The organism is Nonomuraea glycinis (assembly GCF_035920485.1).
GTDB classification, from domain to species: domain Bacteria; phylum Actinomycetota; class Actinomycetes; order Streptosporangiales; family Streptosporangiaceae; genus Nonomuraea; species Nonomuraea glycinis.
This window is the reverse complement of sequence record NZ_CP109166.1, coordinates 7,515,547-7,527,093: the sequence shown is the minus strand read 5'-3', so window position 1 is coordinate 7,527,093 and position 11,547 is coordinate 7,515,547. Positions and strand designations below refer to the sequence as shown.

The window sequence follows — 11,547 nt, the reverse complement described above, 5'->3', positions numbered from 1 at the left end:
CCGATGCGAAGGCTCGATCCCCACGTGTGGAGGCGGGTTTTCTTCCTGAACGGGTCACGCCGTCCCAACACGCGGCGGCCATCACCTCGTCAAGCAGGCGCAGCGACGCCTGACGCTCCTCGATCTCGCCGACCAGCCGCGCCCGCACCGTTTCCAGTTCCCCGGTCAGCTCCCCGGACAGCACGACCCCGTCGGCGTCGCGGCACGCAGCGGGCAGCACCGGCGACTTTGGCGCTGGACAGGCCCGCCGCGTACAGCAGTTGAATGCAGCCGACCACGTCCACGGCGGCCTTGGTGTACTCGCGGTAGCCGTTGGCGGCCCGCGCCGGCACCAAGAGGCCTTGCTCCTCGTAATAGCGCAGCGCCCGCACGCTCACGCCGGTGCGCCGCGCCAGCTCACCGATGTGCATGCTCAGGATTGTAGGCGCTTGACCCTCACGCCGACGTGAGGCTTTACGTTTCCCCCGTGACCCGCATCGCAGGTCAGCCCAGCCAGCCGAACATGGAGGAGATATGGCACCGGCAACCGTTCTGGTCATGGGGGCCACCGGGGCGATCGGCTCCGCGCTTGTCGACCTGCTCGTTCCCGATCATCAGGAGGGACGCCTGCGCCTGGTCGTCGCCACCCGCCGTCCGGATGCCGCAGCCTGGTTGCGGGAGTGTGGGGTCGAGGTGCGCCGTCTCGATCTGGACGAGGCGGAAACCGCCGGGCTGGAGGCGGTGCGGCCCGCGTTCGCGGGTGTCGACCGGGTGTTCCTGGTCACCGGATACGACGTGAGGATGCTGGCGCAGTCCAAGGCGGCCGTGGACGCGGCCAAGGCCGAAGGCGTCTCCCATCTGGTCCATGTCGGGGTGTCCGCCGCCGAGGACACCACCATCGTCCACTTCGCCTGGCATCAGCTCGTCGAGGCGTACATCGAACGCTCTGGGCTCGGCCACACGCACCTGCGCCCCGCTTCCTTCATGCAGAACCTGCGGTTGAGCGTCGGGGCGCCGGGCGTGCTCACGCACTTCGTCGGCGAAGCACGGCCGAACTGGGTGGACGTCTCCGACATCGCCGAGGTCGCGGCCACTGTGCTGCGCGATCCCGGACCGCACGATGGCCGGGCCTACGACCTGGCCGCCGAAGCCGCATCGCTGAGTGAGATCACCGAACTGCTGGGCAAGGTGACCGGACAGCCGTGGTGGTACGAGCCGGCAGAACCACCGGCGTTCTACGACAAGATGGTCGCGGCAGGCGCTGACCCCGTTTACATGGCGTGTGTCCGCAACGTCTTCGAGCGTACGCGGAACGGCTCCCTGATCGAGCCGGACGGCGTTTTCGGCACGATCGAGGCGGTGGCGGGCCGCCCGGCGACGTCTTTGCGGGAATTCCTGGAGAGGAACCGGGAACTGTTCTCCGGATGACCAGCCGTCACGAGCCGGGGATCCGGTCCGTGGCGACGAGTTCGACCTCGAACCCGTCCATGTCCTCCAGATAGGCGGCGTAATGCCGTTCGCCACCGGCGTGCGGGTGGCGATCGGGGAACATCAGGGTCCAGCCGTGGGCGGGCGCCTGCTCGGCCAGAGCCTCGACCAGGGCGCGGCTTTCCACGTGGAAGGCCAGGTGGTTCACTCCAGGGCGGCAGCGGTCGTGCCGGTCGGTGCTGAGCGCGGAGGACTGTTCCAGGACCAGGTAGGTGGCCCCCAGCCGCCAGCTGCGCCCTGCGCTCCAGTCCTGGAAGAGGGTGTATCCGAGCGCCTGCAGCAGCCACTCCCAGCTGATGACAGCGCGCTGAAGGTCAGGCACCCATACTTCGACGTGGTGCAGCGTTCCGGTGGTGATCTTGTCGTTCATGCCGGCGACCCCTTCTGGACGTTCGACGAGCTTGCCGCTGATGCAGGTGGTTCCCGCACGGACCAGGGCGGCCAGATGGGCACGTTCACGGCTCGCCGGCGTATCTGGGTGCGGCTTCGCGGGCCCAGATGAGCAGGCGGTCCAGGTGGGGGTCGCTGGTGGTGGTGGTGGCGCGGTGGGTGCCGGCGGCGACCTCGCCACTGGTCCCGTCGATGGTGATGAGCGTGCCTTCCGCATACGTACGCGCCCCCATCCGTACGCGGCCCTCGGCGGCATCGACCGTGAGGTCGGCGACCCCGACGACGGCGGGTTTGCCCATCGCCCGCGCGACCACGGCGGCGTGGCTGGCCGGTCCGCCGCTCGCGGTGAGGACGCCGGCGGCGGCGGCCAGGCCGTGCATGTCGAGCGGGGAGGTGTGCGGGCGCACGAGGATGACCGGGCCGTCGGCGGCCATCCGGGCGGCTTTGTCGGCGGTGGTCGCGATGGCGCCTGTGGCGACGCCCGGGCAGGCGCCGAGCCCCCGGGTGAGGACGTCATCGGTCGCCAGCCGGGGTGTGCGAGCGTGCCGAAGATGATGCGGGGAGATCCTGAGCAGTGCCTCCTGGCGGCTGATGACGCCCTCGTCGGCCAGGTCGACCGCCACGCGGACGGCGGCACGGCCGGCCAGACCGGCGGGCCGCACCTGGAGGATCCACAGCTCGCCCGCTTCGAAGGTGAACTCCACGTAGCACGCGTCCCGGTAGTGCTCCTCGATCCGGTTCAGGGCTCGTACCAGGCCGGTCCACACGTCCGGCTCGCGTCCGGCCAGGTCCGTCAGCGGCCGGGTGGACGACGTACCGGAGACGACCTCTTCGCCCTGGCCGCCGAACAGGACCTCACCGAAGGGAGCCTGCTCGCCGGTGTTGGGGTCGCGGCTGAAGGCGACGCCGGTGCCGCTGTGCCGGTCACGGTTGCCGAACACCATCGCCTGCACGGTGACGGCGGTGCCGAGGTCGTGCGGGATGTCGTGCAGTTCGCGGTAGGTCTTGGCGCGCGGCGTGTCCCAGGACGCGAACACCGCCCGGACGGCCAGCTGCAACTGCCGTCCGGCGTCCTCCGGAACCGGCGCTCCCGCCCTTTCACGGATAAGCGCCTCAACGCCCGCAACGGCATCGGCCAGACGCAGCCGCTCCGCGCCGGCGGCATCCCAGGCGTCAGTGGGATGCCCCGGACCGGTGGCGTCGCGGACCTGGGTGCCCGTAGGGACTTGAGTGTCCGTTGGCCGTCGCAGGGTCTCCGGGGCCAGGCCGAGGGCGGTGGTGGCGAAGCCGGTCAGGAATCGCAGGCGTGAGTCGAGCGCGAACCGCGGGTCACCCGTCTCGGCTGCCAGCCCCTTCGTGGCCTCGGTAGTGAGGCCGAGGTTGAGGACCGTACTCAGCATGCCGGGCATCGACACGCTGCCGCCCGAGCGGACCGACACCGTCAGCGGCCGTTCGGGGCCGCCGAGCCGCCGCCGGGTGACGGTTTCGAGCTCGGCGACGGCAGCCGCCAGCTCGGCGTCGAGGCCGTCGGGGAGCCGCCCGTCGCGCAGGAAGGCGCGGCCCGCCCCGGTGCCGATGACGAACCCGGGCGGCACCGGCAGCCCCAGTCGCTTCAAGGCGATCAGTCCGTACGCTTTTCCGCCAAGAACGCGGGCGTTCTCCTCGACTTCCGCCGAAAGCGGGTGAATCCAGATCATCCGTGTACCCTGTCGCCGTGCCGAACTCGCCTCATTCGACGAGCATTGACTTGCTGGTCCTCCACACCCTCCGCTGCATGGGCTTCACCGCGCTGTCCCGGCTGGCGGAAACGGCCGGGCTCCCCGAGGCCGACGCGGAGTCCGAGCTGATCGATCTCGCGGTGGCCGGACTCGTCACACGGGTGCCCGGTGAATTCGGCGGGTGGGGGCTGACCGAGGCCGGCCGCGCCGCGGACGCCGAGCGGATCTCCGCCGAGCTGGACGCGGCCGGCGCCCGCGCGGCGGTGACGCAGGCGTTCGACGGCTTCCTGGTGCTCAACCCGGAGTTGCTCGATCTCTGCACGGCCTGGCAGCTGCGACCCGTCGACGGTGTCGCGACCATGAACGACCACACCGACGCGGCCTACGACGCCCGGGTCCTGGACCGGTTCGTGGAATTCGATCAGCGTGCCGACGTCGTCTGCACGGCGCTGTCGCGTGCGATGCCGCGATTCGGGCGGTATCGGAGCCGACTCACCGATGCGCTCACCCGCGCCAGGTCCGGTGAGCTGGACTACCTGACGGACGGCATGGCGTCCTATCACGCGGTGTGGTTCCAGCTTCATGAGGACCTACTCGTCACCTTGGGCATCCCACGCGGGTGACCGTCAGCGGACCTGCTCGCCACCCTGGACAACCCACGCGAGTTACGGTCAGCGGACCTGCTCGCCACCCTGGACAATCCACGCGGGTGACGGGTCACCGGTGTTCTGCCGTCGCCACGGCGTAGGCGGCGCCTCGGCCTCGGGCGCGGGCGACGATCTTGCCCGCTTGGACGCGTACCGCGGCCTCGGTGGAGTCGCCGGTGTCCGGGATTCCGGCGGCCGAGGCGACGGCGGAGCCGAGGACGAGGTGGGGGCCCTGCCAGGCGTCCGGCGCGAGCACGCCGCGCAGGCACCCGACGAGGTCGCCGATCCTGAGCCTGATGAGGCGCCCGATCTCGGCCGGATCGCTCGTCACTACGGCCACGGTGACCCGGTCGCCCGGACGGGCCGCGCGGACGGCCTCCTCGGCGGCTTCCAGCCGGCCGGCGCCGAGGACCGCGATCACGCCGTCGGCGTCGAATCCGACCTGGCGGCCGGTGATCTCGTCCGGCGACGACGCGGGCGGCTGCCAAGGCTCCTCGACGTCGTCCGCCAGGGGGACGAAGGGCAGGTGCGGCGGATCCCAGGTGTCGGCGAGGTCGAGGCCCGCCAGGTGCTCGCAGGCGCGTGCCACGTCGAAGGGGTCGACGAAGCCGGGCGCGGCGTCGGCCAGGTGGCCGGCTCCGTTCAGCAGGGTGAGGACCAGCTCGGCCAGCCGTACCCGGCGTCCCGTACGCGGTGCTCGTGATTCCAGCGCGAGCGCGAGCAGCAGCGCCTCCAGCCTGGTGACCTGCGCCAGCGCGGTGCGGCCCGGCTCGTCGTCGAACACCCCGGCCAGTGAGCGCAGCCGCAGCTTCCCACCGGCGGCGGTGTCGCCGGTCAGCGGCAGCCGGTCGAGCCGGGCACGGGCGAACAGGCCCAGCGCCTCGGCCATGCCGGTCGAGGACGATGTCCCGGCCTCGGCGAGGTCAGGCGGGAACGGCTGCCAGGTCTCCGCGGGGCCGGGCGACGGCAGCGGCCCGGCCTCGGCGAGGCCGGGTGAGTACGGCGTCCCGGCGATGCCCGCGGGCTCGATCGAGTCGACCAGGACCGCCAGGTAGAGCGCGCGTTTGCTCGGGAAGTTGGAGTAGACCGCGCCACGGGTCAGCTCGGCCCGCTCCGCGATCCGGTCGATCTTGGCGTCGTTGTATCCGCGCTCGGCGAACTCCTGTTCGGCCGCGGCCAGCACGGCCGCTCGGGTACGTTCCTGCTGTTGCGCTCGGGTCAGCCTGACCATCACGCCCCCTTCACTCCCTCACTAAGATACTCACAGCACTCCGATGCCGTGACCATCCCAGTGCGGTGGTAGAGGAGAACGACCCTGATATCGGGGCCCATGGTCCCGGCGGGGAGGTGACTTGCAGCCGATGACGCCGCCATGCGGTGCGCCTAGCGTTTTCAGTGGACCCGTCCCCTGTGACGATCTCGCCGAGTCCGTGCCCGGAGATCGCCGCCCACTGTTCCCGGGCGGGCTGTTGAAAGGATGCTCCTCTTGACCGCACAGGACGCCACGCTGGCGACGATCCGCGCCCACCACGACCGGCTCGGCCGGACCATGTCCGACCACGCGCTCACCATCGGCCACTCGATCGACCGGCTGGCCTCGCCGATGCCCCGCAGGGAGATGCTGGTCGACTTCTGCGCGCAGGAGGTGCTCCCGCACGCGATGGCGGAGGAGGAGACGCTCTACCGGGTCGCCGGCGACCTGCCGCGAACGCGGCTGCTGGTCCAAGCCATGCACGCCGAACATCTCACCCTGCGCGAACTGGCCGGCGACCTCGCCACCGCCGGCACGCAAGGGGAGATCATCGGCCTGGCCGCCGCGCTGAACGCCATCTTCCAGGCACATCTGGACAAGGAGAACGAGATCCTGCTGCCTGCGCTGATCGACGCCGGGGTCGATCTCGCGGCTCTCCTCGACGGGATGCACGAGATCCTCGGCGAGGCCGGCAGCGGCGAGCCCCAGGAAATTCAGCCCGCGGCGGCCGGCCCAGACCCCGAGCTCGACGTGTGCCGGCTACCTCCGGCCCAGCGCCACCAGCAGATCTTGTCCACCTTCCACGGCCTGACCGCGGGCACGGCGTTCGTGCTCGTCAACGACCACGATCCCAAGCCGCTGTACTACCAGTTCGCCGCCGAGCACCCCGGCGAGTTCACCTGGGACTACACCGAGTCCGGGCCGGAGCTGTGGAGGGTCAGGATCGGGCGCCCCTGACGGCTCAGGTAGCCGGTAAGACGGTGGCCTGAAGCCGTCGGGTAGCCGGTAAGGCGATGGCCGGCGGCCCGAGCCGTCGGATAGCCGGTAGGGCGGTGGTCGGCGGCCCGAGTTGTCAGGTCGCTGGTAGGGCGGTGGTCGGCGGCCCGAGTTGTCAGGTCGCTGGTAGGGCGGTGGCGAGCAGGATGATGCCGATCGAGCCGATCAGGGAGGCTACTGCCAGGGCACGGGCCGAGCGCCGGTGGCCTGCGCCGTTGGCCCAGCCGTGCAGGGCCGCGGCGACCATGACCGCGCAGAACAGCCCCAGCTTGGCGGCCAGGATCCGGCCGTAGCCGGGCTCGGCCAGCGATGCCCAGGTGACCCCCTTGTGCCAGGCGATGGCCACGCCCGTGGCGAGCTGCACGGGCAGGAACACGGCACCGGTGATCATCCCGAACCGGCGGCCGACCGCGGTCAGCATCCGGCCGCGCCGCTCGGCGTCCAACTGGTGGCGGGCCAGCGGCAGCACCACCAGGGAGACCGTGAGCTGCCCGCCGACCCACAGCGCCGCCGACAGCACGTGCAGGAATCGCACCACCGACCACCAGGTCACCGGGCCCCCACCTTGAACAGGCCGTGCGCGCCACCCTCCGCCTGGCGCATCGTGTGGTCCACCACCGGGTACGTGCCCGGCTCCGGGAAGACCAACTCGGCGAAGCCGCCCTGGGCCGGGGCCAGATCCAGCACCTGGGCGCCGCCGGGATCGCTCTCACGCAACTGGTACGCACCTTCTCTGTAAATCGTGTCGAACGGCGCCCCCACCACGTGCAGCGCCGTGCCGGAACTGGGGCCGGCGGCCACGGCCCAGATCCGCACCCGCTCGCCGGCCTTCGCCGTCAGGGGCGCGTGATCGTACCCGGCGGCGGTGCCGTTGAACATCCAGCCGTCCGGGCGGCCCTCACGGATCTTGGCCACCTGGGCGTCGCTGCCCGGCTCACCGAGGTGAAGCTCACCCTGCACCAGCAGGTACTCGCGGTCGACCTTCGGCAGGCGGGGCGGGTCGATGATCACCGCGCCGTACATGCCGTTCGCGATGTGCTGCGTCATCGGCATGGTGGAGCAGTGATAGAGCCACGCTCCGGCGAACTCGGCCCGGAAGCGGTAGGTGAGCCGCTCCCCCGGCGCGATGCTCCGCATCACGCCGTCAGGCGCGTTCGCCCCGGCGTGGAAGTCGATGCCGTGATCCATGCTGCCGCCGTTCACGAAAGTGACCGTGAAGACGTCGCCGACGCCGCCGCGCAGCACCGGCCCGGGCACAGTGCCGTTGTACGTCCACACGCGCTGACGCACGCCAGGGGCTACTTCGCGTACGACCTTGTCGTCCACCCGGAGCTCGACGGCGTGCTCCGTTCCGCCGGGCGCGGGTTCGAGCGCCGCGTCGTACGGCGTCCAGCCCGGCGACATCGGCGCCGCCAGGTCAAGAGGTCGGCTGGCACTATTCGTGCCGGTCTCGCCCGAAGTGCCGGTCGTGCCGGTCTCACCCGTCGTGTCTGTCGTGCCGGTCGTGCCAGTCTCGCCCGTAGTGCCCGTCGTGCCGGTCGTGCTCCTCGCGGTGTGCCCGGGGTCGGCGGGGTGTGCCGTGGTGCCCGTCGGAACGATTCGCATGGTCATGCCAGCGGCGCGGTGCCCGGCGACGGTGCACCAGCCGTCCACCGCCTCGCCCAGGGGCCGCAAGGTCAGCGTGGCGCTCTGCCCGATCCCCAGCATGGGGGTGCGCTCGCCGGTGGCCAGCCGCAGGTCGTGCCGCTGGGCGTCGGCGTTGGTGACGCGCAGCGTCAGGACGGTACCGGGGGCGGCCTCGATCACCGAGGGCCGGATGCTCATCCCGGACAGCGTCACCTCGACCGTCTGCACGCCGGTGGCGGTGACCCGCGTCTGCGGCCCGGCCCCGCCGGTCGTCGCCACCACGACCGCGGCGGCCGTCAGCAGGCACCCGGCCGCCACCCCGGCCACCCCGGGCCAGGCCCGCCCGCGCCCCTCGCGGTCGCGAGCGGGCCGCTCCTCGGCCGCCCCCGCCTTCGCCCCCTCGGCCACCCCCGCCTTCCCCGCCTTCGCCGCCTCGGCCTCCCGCGTGTTCGCCCCCTCGGCCACCCCCGCCTTCCCCGCCTTCGCCGCCTCGGCCGCCCGCGCCCGTGTCAGCGCGATCACGGCCAGCATGATGAACGCGGCCCCGGCGGCCAGCACCAGCGCCCAGCCCAGCAGCCCGAGCGGCGTGGGCACCGGCAGCGCCAGCAGCGGGACTCCGAGGTTGAGCGCCGCCAGCCGGGCCGTCCAGCCGCGCTCCAGCAGCGCCGCGTTCTCCTTGAACCGGGCCGGGCCGCCGCCCAGCACCGCCGGCAGCAGGTGCAGCAGCGAGCCGAGCAGCACCTGGGCGATGAACCCGACCAGCACGAGCGGCAGCAGCGGCGCCAGCGCGGCGGCCACCTCCCCCGCCGGGCGGGTGGCGACGATCACCAGGTCGGCGACGAGCGCGACCTCGAACCAGACGACGGAGGCTCCCAGCATCCAGGCCGCCCCGGTGTGCGGGCGGCGCCGGCGGGCCGCCTCGGCCAGTGGCACCAGCGCGGTCAGGGTTCCGGCCGCGTACGCGACCAGCCCCGCGAGCGCGACCCACCGCCAGCCGGCCACCAGCCCGGCAACGGCCACGGTTAGGCCCGCCGCCACCAGCGGCAGCCCCGCCCGCGACGCCCGGCGGGTCCGCTCCGACATACGGGTACGCAGCACCGTCGGCCACAGCGTGAACAGGGTGCCCAGCACGGTCAGGCCGATCCAGCCGAGCAGGTTCACCTGGGCATGCGCGGCCTGCAGCCGCTCGTGCGTCTCGCCGTGGCCCACCTGCGCCGCCAGCAGCCCGCCGAGGACGCCGCCGGCGGCCAGCGCCCCGGCCGCGCACACGTACCAGCCGATGACGTGCCCGAACCGGCCCGGCAGCGCGTGCCGTACCAGCGAGATCAGGGTGTGGGCGTGCCACAGCACGACTCCCACCGCCATGGTCGCCCCGGCGGCGGCGAGCTGCCAGGGGCCGACCGCGACGCCGTACAGGATCGCGACCGTCGCGACGTTGAGCAGCGCGAGCCGCGTCAGGCTGCCGCGCCGGCCGGGCGTGCGCGCGCGGAGCAGCGCCACGGTGAAATGCTCGCTCCAGATGAGGATGGCGGTGGAGACGGCACCCAGCAGGAACACGTGGATGAGCAGCCAGCGCGGCGCGGGCAGCGCCTCCCCGGCGAGCGCCACCGCGACGGTCAGGCCCAGCCACGCGAGCACGATCGCGTTCGCCCGCAGGTGCCAGGACGCGCGCGGACGCGGCGGCGTGAGCGGCTGCGGGCCCTTCTGTATGCGTACCTCGAGGGGGTTCACCGCAGGTGCCTTCCTATCGTGACCGGCGCGCGAGCGCGCCACCGCGATCGCGCATCCGGCGAACAAGAGCAGAGCGAGTTCGGACAGCACGCCGCCCAGCGTGCGTACCGGGCCGATCGCGGTCAGGTCCCCGATGACGCGGGCCGCCACCGCCACGTGCAGCAACGCCAGCGGCGCGTACAGCACCGGCCGGTACGGCAGCCGCACGCGCAGCAGCGCGGGCAGGATCACCGGGGCGTGGCCGAAGACCATCGACATGACGAAGCCGAGGAACAGCGCGTGCAGCGCCGCGTCGTACAGGTAGCCGCCGGTCGACAGGCCCGTGACGATCCACAGCGCCCCGGCCGTCGCCAGCCAGCCGTATCCGGCGAGCAGGCAGACGGCCGCGTACCGGGGCAGTCCCGAGCCGCGGACCGTCCGGCGGGCCACGTCGTACCAGGCCAGCCAAGCTGCCACCGCGACCATCGCGGCCCCCGCCGTCCGCGCGCCCAGGCCCGGGTCCGCGAGGGAGAGCACCGCTGCGGCGCCGAGCAGCGCGGCCGCGCCCACCAGTCCGCCCCAGGCGCTGGTCCGCAGGAAGACGACGTGCGCCAGCTCCAGCCGTTCGGCGGCGATGGTCAGCACATGGAAGGCGGCGAACCAGACGATCAGCTCCGGGATCGGCCGTCCGGCCAGCCAGAGCAGCCCGCCGGCGAACCAGGCCAGTCCCCCGGCCAGTTGCAGGGCGGTCTCGCGGCTCAGCCGCCGCCCCAGCAGCGCCACGTAGACGCCCACCAGCCAGCCTCCGGCGGCGGTCAGCGCGAGTTGGCCGGCCCGCTCGGCGCCAGCGGCCAGCGCGACGGCGCCCAGCCCGGACAGGGCGGGGGCGAGGTAGGCCCAGCGGTGGCGCAGCGCCACCGCGCGCTCCAACGCGATCAGCGTGCCCAGGAAGCCCAGCGCCATCAGCGGCCCGTGCTGCTCGGTGAACGCCACCGGCGCGGGCACCTGGGCGATCAGCAGGGCCAGTCCTCCGGACAGGCCCGCGATCAGCGCGACGGCGGCCCCGGCCAGCACGGGGAGCCTGCCGACCGCCAGACCCGCGCGAGCCCGCCCCGGCCCCGGTCTCGGTCTCGGCCTCGGCGGGGCAGGCGTGCGGGGCCGCGCTGACGTGGGTGGTGTGGACACTGCCTGGGGCGCTCTCCGCTGGTGGTCAGGTGAAGTGGTGCTCTCCGCTGGTGGTCAGGTAGAAGGGGTACTCCCCGCTGGTGGTCAGGCGGAGCGGACGTGCCTCACGCTAGACCCGGCCGGGTCGCGGCAACCGGGCCGAAGGTCACTTTCGCCGGGACTAAAGTCCTTCGCCCGGAGCGCCTGCCCGAGAGGGCTCAGCGAGGGCCGGGGGCCGGTACGGGGGTGCTCGGCTGACGGATGCCGGTGGCGCCCAGGCCGCGGCGGGTGTAGAGGTCGTCGATGGCGACCAGGACGCTGTTGATCGTCGCCGGACTGTAGCCGCGGTCGTGCAGGTGGCGGCGGTAGCGGTGGGCTGTCCGGACGGCGGCGGACGTGTCCGCCGGCACGCCGTCGCCGGACCCGGCGACCCAGGTGAGGAAGCCGCGAACGCGGTGAAAGTACGCGGTTCGGCTGGTGTCGGCCAGCGATGAGCAGGTCAGGTCGGCGGCGTAGGCCGACAGCATCGCCGCGCAGTCGGGCGTCATCCGGTCCTCGGTCACACTCATGAGCGACT

At 72.6% G+C, this 11,547-nt stretch carries 10 protein-coding genes; 3 read left to right on the top strand and 7 right to left on the bottom strand.

Going from position 1 to position 11,547, the window contains the following annotated elements:
* Positions 1-89: 89 nt before the first annotated feature.
* Positions 90-410 (bottom strand): MerR family DNA-binding transcriptional regulator, encoded by a 321-nt coding sequence (locus OHA68_RS35305; RefSeq protein ID WP_327104107.1) that lies wholly within the window; start codon positions 408-410, stop codon positions 90-92.
* Between the two features lie 103 nt (positions 411-513).
* On the opposite strand from OHA68_RS35305, the gene OHA68_RS35300 reads away from it, so the two are divergent.
* A complete protein-coding gene (locus tag OHA68_RS35300; protein WP_327104106.1) occupies positions 514-1,407 on the top strand; it encodes an NmrA family NAD(P)-binding protein in 894 nt (297 codons plus the stop codon).
* A gap of 7 nt (positions 1,408-1,414) precedes the next feature.
* Here OHA68_RS35300 and OHA68_RS35295 read toward each other — a convergent pair whose 3' ends face one another.
* Positions 1,415-1,837, bottom strand: a complete 423-nt coding sequence (locus OHA68_RS35295) for a VOC family protein (protein WP_327104105.1) — start codon at positions 1,835-1,837, stop codon at positions 1,415-1,417.
* Between the two features lie 85 nt (positions 1,838-1,922).
* Positions 1,923-3,554: a pyruvate, phosphate dikinase gene (locus tag OHA68_RS35290; protein ID WP_327104104.1), complete on the bottom strand. Its 1,632-nt coding sequence runs from the start codon at positions 3,552-3,554 to the stop codon at positions 1,923-1,925.
* Positions 3,555-3,631: 77 nt separating this feature from the next.
* On the opposite strand from OHA68_RS35290, the gene OHA68_RS35285 reads away from it, so the two are divergent.
* The gene (locus OHA68_RS35285) at positions 3,632-4,198 is read left to right on the top strand and encodes a transcriptional regulator (protein WP_327104103.1); all 567 of its coding nucleotides are present in this window, start codon (positions 3,632-3,634) and stop codon (positions 4,196-4,198) included.
* Between the two features lie 94 nt (positions 4,199-4,292).
* Here OHA68_RS35285 and OHA68_RS35280 read toward each other — a convergent pair whose 3' ends face one another.
* The gene (locus OHA68_RS35280) at positions 4,293-5,453 is read right to left on the bottom strand and encodes a helix-turn-helix domain-containing protein (protein ID WP_327104102.1); all 1,161 of its coding nucleotides are present in this window, start codon (positions 5,451-5,453) and stop codon (positions 4,293-4,295) included.
* A gap of 255 nt (positions 5,454-5,708) precedes the next feature.
* Between OHA68_RS35280 and OHA68_RS35275 the strand changes: the two genes are divergently transcribed.
* Entirely contained in the window at positions 5,709-6,431 is a 723-nt protein-coding gene (locus OHA68_RS35275) for a DUF2249 domain-containing protein (protein WP_327104101.1), read from the top strand.
* 154 nt (positions 6,432-6,585) lie between these two features.
* Here the strand turns inward: OHA68_RS35275 and OHA68_RS35270 are convergent, their stop codons facing one another.
* From OHA68_RS35270 to OHA68_RS35260, 3 genes are all read right to left on the bottom strand, one after another.
* Positions 6,586-7,023, bottom strand: a complete 438-nt coding sequence (locus OHA68_RS35270; protein ID WP_189138980.1) for a hypothetical protein — start codon at positions 7,021-7,023, stop codon at positions 6,586-6,588.
* Positions 7,020-10,880, bottom strand: coding sequence for a multicopper oxidase domain-containing protein (locus OHA68_RS35265; RefSeq protein WP_327104100.1), 3,861 nt, complete (start codon positions 10,878-10,880; stop codon positions 7,020-7,022). The genes OHA68_RS35270 and OHA68_RS35265 overlap by 4 nt, the downstream gene beginning before the upstream one ends.
* Before the next feature lie 308 nt (positions 10,881-11,188).
* On the bottom strand, positions 11,189-11,539 hold the full coding sequence (locus tag OHA68_RS35260) for a hypothetical protein (protein ID WP_327104099.1): 351 nt from the start codon (positions 11,537-11,539) through the stop codon (positions 11,189-11,191).
* Between the last annotated feature and the right edge of the window lie 8 nt (positions 11,540-11,547).

Bases quoted from the DNA above. Each gene is read 5' to 3' on its own strand.
- OHA68_RS35305 (WP_327104107.1), bottom strand. From the start codon at position 410: ATGCACATCGGTGAGCTGGCGCGGCGCACCGGCGTGAGCGTGCGGGCG.
- OHA68_RS35300 (WP_327104106.1), top strand. From the start codon at position 514: ATGGCACCGGCAACCGTTCTGGTCATGGGGGCCACCGGGGCGATCGGC.
- OHA68_RS35295 (WP_327104105.1), bottom strand. From the start codon at position 1,837: ATGAACGACAAGATCACCACCGGAACGCTGCACCACGTCGAAGTATGG.
- OHA68_RS35290 (WP_327104104.1), bottom strand. From the start codon at position 3,554: ATGATCTGGATTCACCCGCTTTCGGCGGAAGTCGAGGAGAACGCCCGC.
- OHA68_RS35285 (WP_327104103.1), top strand. From the start codon at position 3,632: ATGGGCTTCACCGCGCTGTCCCGGCTGGCGGAAACGGCCGGGCTCCCC.
- OHA68_RS35280 (WP_327104102.1), bottom strand. From the start codon at position 5,453: ATGGTCAGGCTGACCCGAGCGCAACAGCAGGAACGTACCCGAGCGGCC.
- OHA68_RS35260 (WP_327104099.1), bottom strand. From the start codon at position 11,539: ATGAGTGTGACCGAGGACCGGATGACGCCCGACTGCGCGGCGATGCTG.